The 18,037-nt window shown below is 58.8% G+C and carries 11 protein-coding genes; 7 read left to right on the top strand and 4 right to left on the bottom strand.

Annotated elements, in window-relative coordinates; genetic code table 11:
- Nucleotides 1–15: 15 nt before the first annotated feature.
- Entirely contained in the window at nucleotides 16–756 is a 741-nt protein-coding gene (locus VJX68_RS05740) for an acetoacetate decarboxylase family protein (RefSeq protein WP_324094703.1), read from the bottom strand.
- Between the two features lie 577 nt (nucleotides 757–1,333).
- On the opposite strand from VJX68_RS05740, the gene VJX68_RS05735 reads away from it, so the two are divergent.
- Nucleotides 1,334–2,665 (top strand): adenylate/guanylate cyclase domain-containing protein, encoded by a 1,332-nt coding sequence (locus VJX68_RS05735; RefSeq protein ID WP_324094702.1) that lies wholly within the window; start codon nucleotides 1,334–1,336, stop codon nucleotides 2,663–2,665.
- 155 nt (nucleotides 2,666–2,820) lie between these two features.
- On the opposite strand, the gene VJX68_RS05730 is transcribed toward VJX68_RS05735, so the two are convergent.
- Complete coding sequence (locus VJX68_RS05730) at nucleotides 2,821–3,297, bottom strand: hypothetical protein (protein ID WP_324094701.1); 477 nt, start codon at nucleotides 3,295–3,297, stop codon at nucleotides 2,821–2,823.
- 957 nt (nucleotides 3,298–4,254) lie between these two features.
- Nucleotides 4,255–4,776 (bottom strand): zinc-ribbon domain-containing protein, encoded by a 522-nt coding sequence (locus VJX68_RS05725; RefSeq protein WP_324094700.1) that lies wholly within the window; start codon nucleotides 4,774–4,776, stop codon nucleotides 4,255–4,257.
- Between the two features lie 823 nt (nucleotides 4,777–5,599).
- Here VJX68_RS05725 and VJX68_RS05720 point away from each other — a divergent pair.
- The 4 genes from VJX68_RS05720 to VJX68_RS05705 all read left to right on the top strand — a co-directional run bounded on the left by VJX68_RS05720 (nucleotide 5,600) and on the right by VJX68_RS05705 (nucleotide 12,129).
- Nucleotides 5,600–8,755, top strand: a complete 3,156-nt coding sequence (locus VJX68_RS05720) for an efflux RND transporter permease subunit (RefSeq protein WP_324094699.1) — start codon at nucleotides 5,600–5,602, stop codon at nucleotides 8,753–8,755.
- A gap of 218 nt (nucleotides 8,756–8,973) precedes the next feature.
- Nucleotides 8,974–10,038, top strand: coding sequence for an efflux RND transporter periplasmic adaptor subunit (locus tag VJX68_RS05715; protein WP_324094698.1), 1,065 nt, complete (start codon nucleotides 8,974–8,976; stop codon nucleotides 10,036–10,038).
- A gap of 310 nt (nucleotides 10,039–10,348) precedes the next feature.
- Entirely contained in the window at nucleotides 10,349–11,629 is a 1,281-nt protein-coding gene (locus VJX68_RS05710; RefSeq protein WP_324094697.1) for a TolC family protein, read from the top strand.
- 47 nt (nucleotides 11,630–11,676) lie between these two features.
- Nucleotides 11,677–12,129 carry a universal stress protein gene (locus VJX68_RS05705; RefSeq protein ID WP_324094696.1) on the top strand — a complete coding sequence of 151 codons (453 nt, stop codon included), beginning with the start codon at nucleotides 11,677–11,679 and terminating at the stop codon, nucleotides 12,127–12,129.
- 61 nt (nucleotides 12,130–12,190) lie between these two features.
- Here the strand turns inward: VJX68_RS05705 and VJX68_RS05700 are convergent, their stop codons facing one another.
- Nucleotides 12,191–13,429 carry an acyl-CoA dehydrogenase family protein gene (locus VJX68_RS05700; RefSeq protein ID WP_324094695.1) on the bottom strand — a complete coding sequence of 413 codons (1,239 nt, stop codon included), beginning with the start codon at nucleotides 13,427–13,429 and terminating at the stop codon, nucleotides 12,191–12,193.
- 637 nt (nucleotides 13,430–14,066) lie between these two features.
- Here VJX68_RS05700 and VJX68_RS05695 point away from each other — a divergent pair.
- Nucleotides 14,067–15,968, top strand: coding sequence for an alkyl/aryl-sulfatase (locus VJX68_RS05695; RefSeq protein ID WP_324094694.1), 1,902 nt, complete (start codon nucleotides 14,067–14,069; stop codon nucleotides 15,966–15,968).
- A 185-nt stretch (nucleotides 15,969–16,153) separates the two neighbouring features.
- On the top strand, nucleotides 16,154–18,034 hold the full coding sequence (locus VJX68_RS05690) for a pyruvate kinase (protein ID WP_324094693.1): 1,881 nt from the start codon (nucleotides 16,154–16,156) through the stop codon (nucleotides 18,032–18,034).
- Nucleotides 18,035–18,037 lie beyond the last annotated feature (3 nt).

Below are 18,037 nucleotides of genomic sequence, written 5' to 3'. Positions count from 1 at the left end.
ATTTAGCGCGCCGGACTATTCGAGATGATCGATCACCTTGCCGAATCCTAGCGTCATCTCACTAAGCATGTAGCTCGCCTGAATCACCCGCTTGACCGGTAAACGATCCCACGGATCGAGCCGCGAGCTTTCCGCGAAAGCAATCGAGCCGACTCCCGTCCATGCCTCGATTACTCTGACCTCGGCGAGCGTCTCGATGAGCTCGGCACAAGACGGACGCCCTTTCTCTTCGGGCGAAGGTATCAGGCGCATGCTGACCGGCGGCGGCGCGGCGGAGTGCCCATTGGCGGCCGGCCGTTCCGGGCGAACGATTGCGCTGGCGAGGCGGATACCTGCCGGACGTTCGAGCGTCCCGCAGATCATGTCGCGATCGTTTTTGAATTCAATTTGCGCGAGCTTTTTCGGGAAACCCCAGATTTCGCGGCCGGCCAGCATCGGCGGCTCGGTCGTCACCGCGATGTGCATGATGTAATTCATCGGGCGTCCCTTGTGCTCGACCAGCAGCGAAAGGATCGCTTCGTTGTACGGACCGAAAGTGGTCCATGGATATTCGTAGAACGAAAGGATCGCGGTGGCCGGATCGCTCAGTGCGAGCGGCTCTGGCAATGCTTCCAAGGCGGCTTCCAGATTGGTTTCAAACGCAACTGAGATCGAGCGTGTGTTGCGATAGTAGAACGGCGGGCGCTGATACGCGGCGGCGTCCGCCGGCATCGAGTATCCTGCATTTCCGAGGTTGAGATGTCCGTGCTTGGCCATACTACGATCCTCCTGAGGCGGGATTTCCATACTTGTGGCACTCGCACGAATATTGAACAAGCGCGCTCATTTGACGGTTTCTGCCGCCGCAGCCAGCAGAAGAGCCCAATCGCGCCATCTTGTCGTCGTTGTTCCAGCCGTCCCTTTTCCAGTCGTGCAATTCGTTCTGTGGTTCTGTCACCCGTTTAACGAACCTGCGCCGCAGGAGCCTCGGCCTTCGGAGACACCGCGTTTTGCTCTGACTCGCTGCTGGAGCGAGGGGGATTTGAACCCCCGAGACCCTTCGGCATTCAAGGGGCGGAATTCGGCCCAATCTTTTCGCCCTATTCGGGTCGAAAAAAAGCATCACTGCTGCAGAGATATTGTTCACGTGGGATTCGGCTCTGCCTTTGGCCTCTCCGAGGGGCATTCCGCATTACCCTCAACTATTGATTGGCTTCAACGAGTGTCCGCCCTAGGCGCGCATCGACCACCGTGAAAGAACGCGTCGACGGTTTCGTCGTGACCGAGACCAGTCGCCCGATGGGTTCTATTACAGGTGACTGGATGATAAGAATCGCGCAGAGGCTTAGGCCAATTGTCGGCGATTCCCGAAACGAAGTATGCGAAGAGCGGAGACATCCATGTCGCTTATCAAGTGCTCGGCGATGGTCCGATCGACCTCATCTACATTCCCGGTTGGGTCTCTCACCTCGACCTGATCTGGGAACAGCCGCTCTTCGCGAGTTTCCTTCGCCGTCTCGCGACATTTTCGCGGGTCATCGTCTTCGACAAGCGGGGTACCGGGCTCTCCGATCGGGTGGCTGAGCTCCCCACTCTCGAGCAGCGAATGGATGATGTGCGTGCGGTCATGGACGCGGAAGGCTCCAAGAGCGCGACGCTGTTCGGTACCTCCGAGGGCGGAATAATGTCGATGCTGTTCAGCGTGACGTATCCGCAGCGTACAGACAGCCTGGTCCTCTATGGCACTTACGCGCGAGCCTATAGCGCTCCGGATTATCCTTATGGTGACTCACCAGACACGTTGGCGGCGTCGCTTGCATACTACGAAAATATGTGGGGGCAGGGCTTATCAGCCGTCGTGCTCGCCCCGAGCATCGCCTCGGAGCCGCATCAGCGGCAGTGGTTTGCACGACTCGAACGGCAGGGCGCGAGTCCCGGCGCTGTCGCCGCGTTGCAGCGGATGGAAGCGGAACACGATGTAAGGCATCTCCTTGGATCGATTCACGCCCGCACCCTGATTATCCACCGAACCTACGATATTGCGGTGAGCGTGCAGGCTGCGCGTCATCTGGCGCTTAACATTCCAGGAGCAAAGTACGTCGAACTTGCGGGTACGGATCATCTCCCATTCGTAGGAAACCAGGACTCGATTCTCAACGAGGTCGAGGAATTCGTGACCGGCGTTCGCCATAGCCCTGACCCAGACCGGTTTCTCGCTACGGTACTATTCGTCGATATTGTCCGTTCGACCGATCGAGCGGCACAGCTCGGTGACCGACAATGGCGCGGATTGCTCGAGAGCTTCCAAGGCGTGGTCCGCAACCAGCTCGCCAAATTCCGGGGTCGCGAAATCAATACTACTGGCGATGGATTCTTCGCTACCTTCGATGGACCCGCGCGTGCGATACGGTGTGCATTTGCGATCCGACAAGGCGTAGGCGCGCTGGGTCTTGAGCTCCGTACCGGACTTCACACCGGCGAATGCGAACAGATGGGCGAGGATCTCGGAGGAATCGCGGTCCATATCGGCGCTCGCGTGTCGTCTGCAGCCGCACCCAATGGAGTGCTGGTTTCGAGCACTGTCCGCGACCTTGTCGCTGGATCCGGGATCAGCTTCAGCGACCGGGGACTACATTCGTTGAAGGGGGTTCCCGGCGAGTGGAGGCTTTTTCTCGCCCAGCCCTGAGCTGGATGGACTGCATCGCGCTGTCGAGGTTTCACATCTATGAACTGGCTATGAATTGGCCCGTCCAGTCGCGATACTCGGCCATTCTGGCTACGCGAAGGTAGCCTCAATGCGCTGCGCGAGGTGCGGGACCGAGAGAAGCACGAGCAGCGCCCCTATTCTGTTGCCGACGATTTCGCGCTCGCGGCAGCCGTCGAGTTCGCCGCGCGAGCCGACGCCGACGCGGTCTTCTTCGCCAGCCACTTGAGCCGCGTACACTCCCGGCATGTTCTAGTGCCGTCTTGATTCAGGTAGGCGTCGTCGAGCGAGTGGCCGTGGATGCAGTGCGTCCGGCGCTTCGGTCCTCGCTTCGGCGGATGCAATCTCCACTCTTCGATGACTGCGAGCGGAAAATAGACCTTGCCGCCGTCATGCTTTGCTACAGTAATCGTTCCGGCCGCGACCCCGCGCGTGACGCGCGCCCGCAGCGCGAAGAGCGTGACGTTGCCGCCCAACATTGCCAGCGCGCCTTTCAAGGTCACGAAGCCGGGCACTTCCAAGTCTTGTTGCTTACGCCAGATCGCACGATCGTTTGCCTTGGCCAGCGCGCGCGTCCGGGCGGCGCTTTTAACACGACCAGTTTTTTTATTCACGTCTTTTCCGAGTATCCTAAATCAAGCTGCAGTCTGCTGCGAGAGCAGTTCGATCTGGCGAACGTGACGACTAGCAGTATCGAGCTTTTCGGCGATCAGAGTCGCGACTCCTGGCATCGGGACTTTTTGCATTTCGAAACATACCCGCAGCGATGGATGCGAACTGTCGTTGGCACGGGGTCGAAATCGGTTTGCAACATACAGTTATTCTGTTGTCAATGTACGCTCGCGCGATAATTTGGTAAAAGCGGGGCGCTGGCTGGTATTTGTTCCCCTTTCCCCAGTCGGCTTCGGGCTGGCGTTTTCATGCGCGCTGGCCCGTTCTTTTTCCCGATTGCGGCGAGTATCTATTCGGGGGCTTATGTGTTAGACGACGATCTGGAAGCAGGCTGCGTCGAACAACCGAGGCACATTAGGCTCTGTAGACCGGAGCCGGGAACCTCGGGCGCACAACCTGCTTTTTTCGCATCAGATACCAGCCACGAGCGCGAGCGCGGCGGCGGTTCATATCGTAGCGCCCGACGAAGTTACCGCCCGCATCGGCCCGGAAACATCCTTTCGAATGCTGCTAGATCTGCATACTAATTACTGGTGTTTAGCTAGAATGCGAAGCAGAGTGTCCGACATTTCTTTCAGTTCCTTAGTGTCTTCGGCGAGTATGCGATCTTCAAGCGGTTGTCGTGAGGAAAGATGCTCCTTCATTTTAGTCCATAGCTCCAAATCTTCTGGAGTAAGGTTAGTTACCAAGTAGCTCAACGCCGTAAGCAGTTCCTGAAGCCTTTCCAGTTGTTCGGTGTATTCTCTGTAATCCGACATGCAGCTAATATTGCACTTGCCAGTGTCACCAGCAAGAAAATTGGCCTTCCCGGATTGGAAGGAAAGCTGTTGGGGAAACCGGCAGCCAGAGAGTTCCTGGAATTTGCAATTGATTGTGGCCTGATGGGATGGTGTGGCTCCTCAAAACCTTTTCAGCTCTTCCTGCATCCGCAGCGCGGCATACAGCGCACGTTGCGGATGGTCCTCGTGCGCGACCGGCGCGCCGAACAGCGCGAAGATGCCGTCGCCGGTGGATTGCACGATATAACCGTCGTAGCGGCGCACCGCATCGATCATCAGCTTTAACGCTGGATCGACGATGGCGCGCGCTTCCTCCGGGTCGAGGTCCTGCTCCAGTTCGGTCGAGCCCTTGATATCCGCGAACAGTGCCGTGACTGTTTTGCGCTCACCCTCGAGCGCGGCGGAAGAATCGGATTGCTCCGGACTGACCCGGACACCCGGCGCGGTTGGCTTTAGTTCGGGTGCATTGTGCGCGCCCGCTGAACGCGCGCCTGCGAGCGCGCCGCCACATTCGCCGCAGAACTTTTCTCCGGGCGTGTTCTCGGCGCCGCACGATGAGCAGCGGAGGTTCAACCCTGTGCCGCATTGGGCACAAAACTTTCGCCCTTCGCGATTGTCGAAGCCGCATTTTGCACAGCGCATCAAATCACCCTAAAACCCCGCGGCGGAAACTGTGCATGATCGCGGCAAGCTCGCGCGTAGGTTTGCCGGCAGTGGTATCGGGCGAAGTCGTCAACGGCCCAGCTTAACCGCACAAGCCATCAGCGCACAACAAACGGCGCGCTACTACTACAGCCGCACGGCAGGGGCGGCCGGGATCGGTCTGTGCGGAACTTCAGCTTTCGTGCGGATACGACGCCATACCACGTCAGCCACCCCGCGTACGTGCGGCTGGAGTCCATCGAACCCGGCAAGCCGATCCGGAACACTTTCATCGAGGCGATCAACAGAGGAATCCGCCCCGCTTGCATTCGAAATGCGGAACGCTGAATATATGTCCTATCAATGTTCTCTCGCCTACATCTGCAACTGGTCGCCGCGGTCCTCATCGTGACAGGCATTGTCGCGTTCGCGCCTCGATTGCAGCCTCCGCACATGCGCCTCTCCTGCCGATCGTACGAGGGTACTACGCTCAGCGGTGCGCAGCGGTTTACCAAGGCTTCGTCAAGTCTGCCCGACCTCAAGGTTGGCTACGAGGCACATCGCGCTTCATTCCCTAAGTATTTGAAGCGGATCTGCGACGGTCAGGCTGCCCGGCCATTACTGAGTTTCAGATTTGCGCCTCCTTCCGCAGAGCCATTTATAAGACGATTCAAATTGCTCCCCTCACGCGCCGAAAGCCAGGACCCGCTCTAAGCAAACTGTAGACTCGTGATTCGCTAGCACGCGAGCAAGTTTTCGCGGGCGGTTGTGGTCAACGTTGAAATCCGCCGGCTCACTTAGCCGGGGATTGGGAGTTTGGATCGTGCCAAGTTTCTCGCTGCGCAATCCGTACACAATCATTGTCGGAGCGCTTGTGATCGTTATTCTGGGCGCAACCGCGTTTACGCGGATGCCCGTGGACGTCTTTCCTGACATTAAAATCCCAGCGGTGGTGGTGGCTACCTTCTATCAGGGTATGCCACCGCTCGACATGGAAGACAACATAACCTTCCGCTACGAGCGATTTTTTACGCTAGGCAGCAACATTGAACATATCGAGTCGCGTTCGCTGTCGGGCGTGAGCATCATCAAGGTGTTCTTTCAGCCAGGCACCAACATCGAGTCCGCGGCTGCGCAGATGGGAACCCTGGCGATGGCTGATCTGGGAATCATGCCCCCCGGCACGCTCCCGCCGCTGGTGCTGCAGTATGACGCATCTTCGCTGCCGGTAGTGCTGGTCACGCTCGAGGGTAAGGGTTACGACGAGACTCAACTCGAAGATCAAGCCCGTTACAATATTCGGAATCAGCTCGCTACGGTGGCGGGGGCGTCCGCGCCAATTCCCTTCGGCGGGAAATTTCGCCAGGTGATGGCGTACGCAAATTCGCAAGCGCTGCAAGCGCGCGGCCTGTCGTTGATGGACGTCGTCCACGCGCTCGACACCTCCAACCTCATCTTACCCGCGGGCGACGTCAAGATCGGGTCGAAGGATTACTACATCTACTCGAACAGCATGATCGAAAAAGTGCCTGACATCGGCCAGGTGCCGGTGAAGATAGGACGTGGTCAGGCGCCAGTGCTGATGGACGATGTCGCCAAGGTCGAGGACTCAGCTCAGATTCAATACAACACGGTGCTAATTAACGGGCAACCGTCGGTATATGTCCCAGTTCTTCGGCAGGTTGGCGCGAATACCATTTCGGTGGTGGATGGCATTAAGGAGTTGCTGCCGAAGGTCTTCGGCCTTCCAGCCGGAATGAAACTCAAAACCATCTTCGACCAGTCCATTTACGTCAGGCAAGCGGTGGAAAGTCTCGAACACGAGGCCATCTCCGGATCTGTCCTGGCGTCGCTCGTGATTCTAATATTCCTCGGCAGTTTCCGATCGACCTTTGCGATCTTCCTGTCCATTCCACTTTCCATTCTGGCCGGTGGATTCGGTCTCTTCATGAACAGCTCGACCATCAATATCATGACGCTCGGCGGCTTCGCGCTTGCGATAGGCCGGTTGGTCGATGACTCGGTGGTGGTGCTCGAGAACATCAATCGCCATCTGGCGGAAGGCAAGGAACCTCGCGCGGCAGCCCGAGAAGGTGCCGAGGAAGTCGCCCTTCCAGTTTTGGCGTCGACGGTAACTACCTGCATCGTCTTCTTCCCAGTCATGTTTCTGTTTGGGGTCGCCAAGTATCTGTTCAGCGCACTGGCGCTGGCGGTGGTGCTATCGATGGCCGCGTCGTATCTGGTCGCGATGAGCATAATCCCGCTCTACTGCGCTCGCTTTCTCACCAGCGAACAGGCGCTCGCGGCGGAACACGGTGAATCATCCGGTGTATTCGCGGTCTTCAATCGCGCATATGAGCGCTTCGCCTCGAGTTACGAACGGCTTCTTGAAAAGGCGCTGGACCACAAGGCTGTAGTTGTCGGCGGAGTTGCAATTCTGTTCGTCGTCAGCCTCGCGATGTATCCCCGTCTTGGTACCGAGTTGTTTCCCGAGACTGATGCCGGAACTTTCACGATCAATTTTCGCGCGCCAGCCGGTACCCGTATAGAACTGACCACTGACATGGCGCGTCAAATCGAAGCCATCGTGCGGCAGGTGATTCCGCCAAGCGATCTCGACATGGTTGTGTCGAATATTGGAATTGCTCCGAGCATCTCCGCGATTTACTCACCGAACGCGGCCCAGGACTCGGGGTTCATTCAGGTAGCGCTGAAGTCCGGTCATCGGAATGCGACCAAATACTACGTAACGAAGCTAAGGAAACTCCTTCCTGCGCAACTTCCGAATGCCCGGACCCTGTTTTCCTCAGGAAGCATCATCGACTCCGTTCTCAATCTCGGGATGATGGCCCCGATCGATGTTCAATTCGCCGGTAACAGGTTTAGCGAGCTCAGTAAGACGGCCAAGGAGCTTAAGGAGAAAATTAGTGGTCTGCCGGAGGTTTCGCAGAGTTTCATCGTACAGGAGTCGAACTATCCGACGCTGAACATACAGGTCGATCGCGTGAGAGCCGCGCGCCTGGGTGTCGCGCAACAGAAAGTTATACAGAACGTCATCACCGCGCTCGATTCGAACTTATATATAAAGCCCTCGATTTGGATCGATCACGCAAACAAGGACGACTATTTTCTGACGGTGCAGTATCCAGGCTCCGAGAAGGGTTTTGATTCTCTGGAAGTCCTGCAGAACATTCCGATCGAGACCGTGAACAGAGAAGGTGGGCACGCGCAGAGCCTGCTGCTGCGGGATGTGGCAACGATTTCTCCGGAGTTCCACCCATCCGAAGCCGATCATTACAGCATTCAACGCGTCGTCGATCTGCTCGTCGCGCCCAGCACCGAGGATCTAGGTGGCACGCAGGAGAAGATTCAGGACCAGGTGAGCAAGATGACGCTGCCCCCCGGAGTCTCTGTCAGGTACCGTGGCGCGGTAGCTTCGATGCAGAAATCCTTCTCCAGCTTTGGCTTCGGCCTCTCGCTCGCGGTGGTTCTGCTTTACCTGGTGATGGTTGCCCAGTTCCGCTCCTTCCTCGATCCACTAATCATCATGTTCGCGGTACCTATGGGATTGATAGGAGTCATTTGGACGCTGTGGATAACAGGTACCACGCTTAACATCGAGTCCTTCATGGGCATTATCGTGATGGTCGGCATCGTCGTGTCGAATTCGATTCTGCTCGTTGACTTCGCCAATGAACGACGTCGCCAGGGACAGGAACTGAGACGCGCGGCGGTCGAGTCGGCACGTATAAGAATGCGGCCAATCCTGATGACTGCTTTGGCGACCGTGGCTGGACTTATGCCGATCGCGCTGAAGCTGGGCGAGGGATCCGAAGCTTCGGCTCCTCTGGCAAGGGCGGCGATGGGCGGTCTAATAGTTTCCACCGGGCTCACGCTGTTCCTGGTGCCTTGCGTTTACGAGTTCTTCTATCGGCGGATCCAGGGTGACGCGACCGCGCAAGCGCTCATTGAGAACTAATGCCGATGTTTATGTGGCAAATCAGAATAGCGGGCTGGCGCTTGCATGAGGCGCCACCTTCATCGCGAATACCGCTCAGCGTGATCAGCGAACCGCAACGAGGTAAAGCAGTGAGGAGCATTGGACGGGCGGTATCGGCTATCTTATCGATCGCAGTCTTATGGGCGGCCGGCTGCGATGCGCCTGTTACTCCCATGACTACGACTGCGCGAGCGACGGTGGACGTTGTCCATCCACTCCGTGGGGAAATAGCAAAAGGTATTGACCTTCCAGGCGATGTCGTAGGTTTCTATGAAGCTGCGCTTCACTCGAAAGTCACAGGATACTTGAAGAGTATCAGCGTCGACAAAGGCGATTCGGTGAAGGCGGGTCAAGTGCTGGCCGAAATCGAAGTACCGGAACTGCGGTCGAACCTGGTGCGCTCGCAGGCGAGCCTCGAAATCGAGCGCATAACTTACGATCGTCTGAAGAAGGTTCAGCAGGACGATTCACGGCTAATCTCACAGCAAGACGTCGATATGGCCTACGCCAAGTATCGTGAGGCTCAGGCCGCGGTTGCAACCCTGCAAACCATGTTCGGATATACAAAAATCGTCGCCCCCTTTGACGGAGTAATCACCGGGCGGTTCGCCGATCCTGGGGCGCTGATCCGTGCGGGCGGCGGTGACTTTGGAGTTGACGAAACCTCAGGTTTGATTTCTCCGGGAGCCACCGAGGGCGCCGGAGGGCACCGTGAAGGCGGTGGTCCGATCCTGACGCTCGCGGACATAGACAAATTGCGGGTCTATATCTACGTTCCGGAAGCCTCGTATCCGTTCATCCATATTGGTACCCCGGCGAGTCTGCACTTCGACGAGTTTCCGGATCGAGTATTCAAAGGAACCGTTGCCAGGTACGCGTCGTCGCTCGACCTAGCAACCCGGACGATGCTGACCGAGGTCGACATAGACAATCCGAAGCGCCTGGTTTACCCGAGAAGCTATGCGCATGTAACCATCGAACTGGTCCGCCATCCTGACGCTCTGAGTGTCCCCGCCTCAGCGATTCAGGGTTCGGGCGTCTCGGCGCGTTTATTGATCGTAAACAAAGGTCGCCTGGTCGAAGTTCCGGTCAAAACCGGGATCAACAACGGCGCCTATATCGAAGTCACGTCGGGCCTGTCGGCAAATTCACTGGTAGTCGCTACCTACAGCAACACTCTCAGTCCCGGTCAGCCGGTGGATTGCCGGCTCCGGAACGGAGACGTGCAGGCCACGTCGGCATCGGTTCAGAGCCCGGACTGAGCTGAACTAACTGTCAACGCGAAAATCAATGGTGGAACAGTAGAGCAGGCAAACAATGGAATCTTCGCGAATCCTGGTTCTCTTCGCATGCGCCATCCTCTCTGCGCATCGAGTCGCCAACGCGGCGGATCCTACTGCGGCATTAATCGGCGATACGCAAGTTGCGGCATCAGCTACGGGAACCTCAGTGGCGCCGGCAGCGAACTCGTCGGCAGGGACCCCGTCGACTGTCAACTCGCCGACCATTGGACTAGCGCCTCAATTCCAGCCGCCCAACTCAACTGGAGGGCCAATTGCGCCGGGCTCCGAGTTGACACTCAAGCAGGCTATCGCGATCGCTCTCAAATATCACCCGAGACTCCAGGAAGCCGCGGACAACACCAGCGCCGCGCGGCAGCAGATCGGGCAGGCGCGCTCATACTTGGGCCCGCAATTGTTTGGCGCCGCACAATATTTGCGCAGCACCGATAACGGCATCGCCAATGCAAGTTACTACAATCCTGACGGAGCGTTTCCGCGATTAAGCGGAACAAATCACAATCTGCCATCAAATGACACTTCGCAAAGTTGGGACACCAGCAATAACTACATGGGAGGCGTGATGCTGTCCCAGTTCCTTGTCGACTTCGGTCGCCGACACGGATTTGTTTCGCAGCGCCAGTTTGAAGCCGCCGCCGCGGCTGCCAACCAGCAGCTCACCGAGCTTGATTTGATCTTTGAAGTCTCTCAACGATACTTTGAGTTGCTGCAAGCTAAAAGATTGATCGCGGTTTATGAGAAGGCACTGGAGCAGCGCCAGTATCACCTGCACGAGGCCCGGGTTAAGGCTAGTGCTGGTCTGCGGCCACAGCTCGATACCTATGTTACCCAAGCCGAGGTCGAGCGAGCTCAATTGCACCTCGTCGATGCGCGCAATAGTGCCGATGACGGGAAGGTTGCGCTCGATAATGCGTTGGGTCTGAGCGATTCGGCGCCCGCATATGAACCGGCGGACGTCCTAACCTACTATCCGGTTAACGATTCGCTGCAGGGTTTGCTTGACACGGCTTTCCGGACCAGACCCGATCTGGCGGCGCTACAGGACCAAGCGAAGGCTATGGGAGCTCAAATTGTCCAGTATCAGAGTGACTACTATCCTACTGTCAATGCTGTGGGCGGGTACTCGGCGCTGGGGACTGGAACTCCTGCTGCGAATAATTTTAACGCCGGGATAGTAATCACGTGGCCAATCTTCAACAGCTTTCTTACCAGTGATCAGATTGCAGAGACCAGGTTTCGGCAACAGTCGATCCTTCGCGCGATCGAAGACCTCCGGCAAGAGGTAATCTTGCAGGTCCATACGGCGCTTCTCAACTGGCAGGCCTCTCTTCAGCGCATCTCCCGCGCGGAAAAGACGCTTGCTGCTTCGCGCGCGGAACTGGAACTCGCGGAGAAGCGCTATGAGGCGGGCCTGACAAGTATTATTGAACTCGAAGACGCGCAACGCAGCTACACTTATGACGATGCCGAGTACGCCGATGCCCTCTACGGATTCTCCGTCACCAAGGCTGCGGTCGACAGAGCGACCGGTCGATCGCTCGCGGGACTCTAGCGGCGATTGCCAACTTTTCGACGACGCTGTATATCCGGGCGAGGGCTATGCTGAAATACAGCAAGATAATGTGCGCGTTCGAATTCGATGGAAATTCAACGGCCGCATTACTTCTGGCAAGCGCCCTAGCAAAGGAAAGCAACGCCACGCTTTATATCCTGCACATTGCCAGAGTGCCTGCGCAGGATATGATCGTTCCGCTTCCATTTGATGCCGACCCGCGCTGGGAGAAAGAGGCCAGAGCCAAGCTGGCACTGATCGTCCAGAACACCATCAAGAACGACGTGCAATATGTTATCGATGTCAGGACCGGTGTGCCTGATACTGATATCGTTCGAGCCGCTCACGAGCTCGGAGTGGACGTGATCGTAATGGTTACGCACGGGCGCCACGGACTCGAGCGCTTCGTTTTGGGCAGCGTCACCGAGCATGTCATTCGCGAGGCTCCTTGTCCCGTGCTGGTGCTGCACCACACGCCTTCGACGCCGGCGCCCGTTTAACGACACGCGGCATTCGAATACGACTAGCTACAGCGAGCCGTACCCGCGCCGGCGCCCGCCGTCAGTTTCCGAAGTCCCAGCTCTCTCCATTGTGATACCGCGACAGCACGTTCTTCGCGATCAGGATCCGGTGGACCTCGTCCGGGCCGTCCGCGAGCCGCAGCGTCCGCGCCCCTTGGTACATCGCGGCGAGCGGCAGGTCGCCCGAGACGCCCGCCGCGCCCCAGACCTGGATAGCGCGGTCCACCACTCGCGTGTAGGCCGCCGGGACGAAGATCTTGATCGCCGAGATGTCAGTGCGCGGGTCGGTGCCGCTGTCCATGCGCTCGGCGCAGTGGATGGTCATCAGGCGCGCCGCCTGGATGTCGATGTAGGAGTCGGCGATGAACCCTTGGATGAACTGCTTGGTCTCGAGCTTGCCGCCATGAACCTCGCGCATCGTGGCGCGCTCGACCATCAGGTCGAACGCCCGGCACATCTGCCCGATCGAGTTCATGCAGTGATAGACGCGCCCCGCCCCGAGACGATCCTGTGCGGCCTGATGCCCCGTGCCCGCCTGGCCGAGCTGGTTACTGAGCGGCACGCGCACATCGTCGTACACGATCTCGCAGTGGTCGCTCTGCCTGCCCCAGACCTCGACGCCGCGCACGATGCGCACGCCGGGCGTGTTCTTGGGCACAATGATCTGCGTCATGCGGCCGTTGTCGGCGCCGCTCCCTCCAGTGCGGCACATTACGATCAGGAAGTCGGCGCGAAACCCGTTCGAGGTGAACCATTTATGTCCGTTGATCACCCACTGGTCGCCATCGCGGACCGCCGTCGTCTTGATCGACCGCGGATCCGAGCCGGCCGAGTCGGGCTCCGTCATCGAGAAGCCGGATTCCATCTTGCCCTCGGTGAGCGGCACCAGCCATTTGCGCTTCTGCTCCTCGGTGCCGTACTTGAGCAGGATCTGCTGGTTCCCCGAGTTGGGCGCGACCACGCCGAACAACGCCGCCGCTCCCATGCTGTAGGCCAGCACCTCGTTCATGTACGCATGCTCGAGGAAGCCGAGGCCGGCGCCACCGTACTCCGGCGGCAGATGCGGCGCCCAGAGGCCCGCCTGCTTCACCTTCTCCTTGACCGACTCCCGCAACTCGCGAGAACTGCGCCGCTCCTCGTCGGTCGCGTTGTCCCGCCATCCCGCCCAGAGCTTCCGTTCGTTGGGCAGGATATCGCGGTTGACGATCTGCGCCGTGAGCGCGCGGATCTCGTTGATGCGGGGGTCGAGCGTCGGGATCGGCTTCACATTCATTTGCATGATGGTCTCCTCTGCTGGCTCAAGCGTAGCGCGGCGCGGCGAGGATGAAAACTTGTCCCGCTGCCCTTGGGATCGAAAGCCACGCTCCTCAAGCCTTGTTCAGTAGTGTTCAGGTTTGAACACTACCAGAAATCCAACGAGCGGAAGCCTCCCGGCGTTCGCTCGATCCGGTAATCAAAACCTGCCCGATGGTCAAGCGAACAGGGTTCCTGCTAGAACCGCATAATCACGAGCCCGACGCGAGGATGCGGCGCTATGGCCAAGTACGATCGGCTAAGCCCCCTGGACCGGACATTCCTCGACCTCGAATATCCCGAAACGCACATGCACGTTGCGAGCGTGACTGTTTTCGATGCGAATCCTCTTCGGACTCCCGATCCCTCCGAGGCAGCGCAGAGGTGAGCGAGCAAATTTCCGCGGTAACGATGGCCGGTTGCATTGGGGATTGAATGCGGACTGGGATGTGCTGCCTGATCTTCGCGATCTCGTTGCGGCGATTAGCGCATCATTCGACGAGTTACTCCGGGTGACCGAGGCGGCGCACGCTCAAACGCACACCAGTCAGGGGTGACCCGGAGGTTTTCCGCAAAGAAAAACATAAGCTTCGGGTCCAGCGGAGAAATCGGAGCAGACGGCGATGAAGGATGCAACGGAAGCGACGCGCGCCGCAAACCGCGCAGCGCTGGCCCAAGTGCCGCTTGCGGACCAGCAGTCGTTCGAAGATGCGCGGCGCGGGTTTATCGAAGCGCAGGGCGACAAGCTGATAACGCGCGCCGACGGCCGTGTGGTGTGGACGCTCAAAGGGTACGAGTTTCTCGACAGCGAGAAGACGCCGGACAGCGTCCATCCAGGCCTCTGGCGCCACGCCCGAGTCAACACCGCCAACGGCCTGTATCGGGTGGCGGAACGTGTTTACCAGCTCCGCGGCTTCGACGTCTCCAACATGACTATCATCGAGGGCGACAGCGGCCTCATCGTGATCGATCCGCTGATCTCGACCGAGGTCGCCAAGGCGGCGATGGACTTGTACTTGAAGCATCGGCCGCGGATGCCGGTGGTCGCGGTCATCTATTCGCACAGCCACGTCGATCACTTCGGCGGTGTCCGTGGAGTCGTCAACACCGACGACATGGCGGCCGGCAAGGTGACGATTTGGGCGCCGGCGGGCTTCATGGCGGCGGCGGTCGGCGAAAACGTGATCGCGGGCAACGCGATGCTCCGCCGCGCCCTGTTCCAGTTCGGCGCGATGCTGCCGCGCGGCGAACGCGGGCAGGTCGATACCGGCCTCGGCAAGAGCGTCTCGCTTGGCACGGTCACGCTGATTCCGCCCACCAACCTGATCGAAGAACCGGTCGAGACGCACCGGATTGACGGCGTCGAGATCGTCTTCGAGCTGACGCCTGATGCCGAAGCGCCTGCCGAATTGGTCATGTACTACCCGGATTTCCGCGTCCTCAACATGACCGAAATCACGACTCAGAATTTTCACAATCTGCTGCCGATGCGCGGAGCGCTGGTGCGCGACTCGCTGGCATGGTCGAAGTACATCGGTGGCGCGCTTCACCGTTACGGCGCGTCGAGCGACATCCTGATCGCGCAACACAGCTGGCCCGTATGGAGCGGCGATCGCGTCCGCGCCTTTTTGCGCAAGCAGCGCGACGCCTACAAGTTCGTGCACGACCAAACCGTGCGCCTGATGAATCACGGCTATGTCGGCGCTGAGATCGCCGAGATGGTCAAGCTGCCGGCGAGCCTAAACCAGGAATGGTCGGCGCATTCCTTTTACGGCAACCTCAAACATAACGTCAAAGCGATCTACCAACGCTACCTTGGCCATTATGACGGCAATCCCGCGAATCTCGACGCTCTGCCGCCGGTTGAGGCCGCGAAAAAGAGCGTCGAGTACATGGGCGGAGCCGAAGCGGTGCTCGAGAAGGCGCGCGAGGACTACGCGCGCGCGGAGTACCGCTGGGTCGCGCAAGTGGCATCGCAACTCGTGTTCGCCGATCCCGCCAATCGCGACGCGCGCGAGCTTGCCGCCGACGCGCTCGAGCAGTTGGGCTACCAGTCCGAATCGGCAACCGCTCGGAACGCTTGTCTGCAAGGCGCCTTTGAGTTGCGTAACGGCGTGCCTAATCTCCCGGGCGGGTCCGGTGCGGCGCCAGACATAATCCGGTCGCTTCCACTCGACATGTACTTCGACTTCATGGCCGTGCGACTCAACGGCGACAAGGCCGCCGGCAAGAGCATCGTGCTCAATTGGCGCTTTACCGACACCAAGCAGGACTACGTGCTCAATCTCGAGAACAGCGCACTAACCTGCGTACCTGATGCGCGGGCGGACAATGCCGATGCGACGCTGACATTGAACCGCGCGACCTTGGACGAGATCTCGCTGCAGAAGAACACCTTTCCGTCGGCGTTGCAGTCAGGGCAGATCGCCGTCACCGGCGAACCTGAAAAACTCGTCGAGTTGCTGGAGATGCTCGACACGTTCCCGATACGGTTCCCGGTCGTCGAGCCCCGCCCGGCGCGCTGAAATTTGCGCCAGTCCAATGGGCAGTAGTGGTGCCATTGGCGGCAGTTTCGGATGAACGGCGTCTGAATTCACGCAACTGTAACCTTGCCAAGGTTTCCATCGAGTCGTGCGAATGCTCTTGTTTTTTGGTTACTAGGAGACGCAGTCGAACTGGCCCGTCGATTGCATCCATTCTTACTGCCGTCGTGAAAAATGAATCAGCATCGCCCGTAGTAAGTACGGATTCGTTCGGAGAGCTAATCTCGAAGCTTCACGAGATTCTTTGTTCGCTGATCAAGCACGAGAGCGATCTTCGCGCGCGTGCATCGGCCGTCCATCCCGCATATCGAAAGAGCGCGATCAATTTGATCCACTATCTGGCGCTGAGGCACCAGGATATCCGGACACTCCAGGAAGAACTCGCCGCTCTCGGCCTCTCATCGCTCGGCAGGACCGAAGCTCATGTGATGAGCACGCTAAACGCCGTCCTCGTCGCTCTCCATCATCTGGCAGGACGTCAGATTGAAGTACAGGCACCGTCGGAATATCCGGGCTTTCGCGAGGGCAGGTCTTTGCTCGCGGCGCACACTGAGGCGCTGCTCGGTCCCGCGCCGGAGCATCGCAACGTCCGCATCATGGTGACCATGTCATCCGAGGCCGCGGATGACTACCCGTTGGTGCGCGACCTCGTTTCCCGCGGAATGAACTGTATGAGGATAAACTGCGCGCACGATACTCCGGAAGTATGGGGCCGGATGGTAAATCATCTGGAACGGGCGCGGCGGGAATTGGGGTTGCCGTGCCGTCTGCTAATGGATCTCGCAGGGCCGAAGCTCCGAACCGGAGCGATAGAACCGGGTCCCCGGGTGGTCGTGTGGCATCCGAAGCGCGATGGTTTTGGACGCGTCACGGAGCCAGCGCGAATTTGGCTCGAGCCCGCGGAGAGAACCAGCTCTCTTCCGGCGGGTGCGGACGCGGCATTGTCTGTCTCGGCCCAATGGCTTGCGGAGGTGAGAGCCGGAGAACGCATTCACTTCAAAGATGCACGCGGCAAACGACGAGTTCTCGAAGTGGTCGGCGGTAGCGAGAAAGGGCGATGGGCTCGATGCAGCCAAACCGCCTACGTGACTCCGGGAACTGCATTAGTGCGCGACGACGCGGGCAAGGACACAAGGCGCGAAGTACAGGTCGGCGATTTACCACCGCGCGAGCAGGGAATCATGCTTCACAAAGGTGATTTCCTGTTGCTCACCCGCGCACCCATCCTGGGGAAAAACGCCTCGATCGATTCGGGCGGACGGACGCTAACTTCCGCATCGATCTCGTGTACGCTGCCAGAGATTTTCTCGAAGGTTAAAGCTGGTCAGAAGATTTGGTTCGACGACGGCAAGATAGGCGGAATCGTGAGGGAGGTCGAGCCTGACGCGCTTCGCATTGAGATTACTCACGCCAGGGCACGCGGCGATCGCCTCGGAGCCGACAAGGGAATCAATCTGCCCGATACGAGCATCGGCCTGCCCGCAATTACGCCGAAAGATCTCGAAGACCTCGAGTTTGTCGTTCGCCACGCGGATCTGGTCGGGATGTCATTCGTGCGCCACGAGCGCGATATCCTTCAACTTCAAGCGCGACTGCGCGAGCTTGGTGGCAGTCACCTGGGAATCGTGCTGAAAATTGAGACGCGTCAAGGCTTCGAGCGCTTGCCCAGCCTCATGCTTGCCACGATGCGACAGCATCCGGTGGGCATCATGATCGCGCGAGGAGATCTGGCAGTCGAGTGCGGTTATGAACGGTTGGCGGAAGTTCAGGAGGAAATTTTATGGATCTGCGAGGCGGCGCATCTACCCGTCATCTGGGCCACGCAGGTCCTCGAGTCGCTCGCCAAAAAAGGTCAACCAACTCGCGCCGAGATCACTGACGCCGCGATGGGAGAACGCGCCGAGTGCGTGATGCTGAACAAGGGGCCTCACATCGTCGCGGCGGTCAGCGCGCTTGACGACATCCTGCGCCGCATGCAGGACCATCAGTCCAAAAAGTCGTCGCGGCTGCGCCCGCTGCATTTGAGCGCGACGCAGGAATCGGAGTAGTTG

The sequence above is a fragment of the Binatus sp. (SeqCode) genome, assembly GCF_035272065.1.
Classification (GTDB): Bacteria; Desulfobacterota; Binatia; order Binatales; family Binataceae; genus Binatus.
The sequence above is the reverse complement of the archived record's forward strand: the minus strand, read 5'-3'. Positions and strand labels throughout refer to the sequence as shown.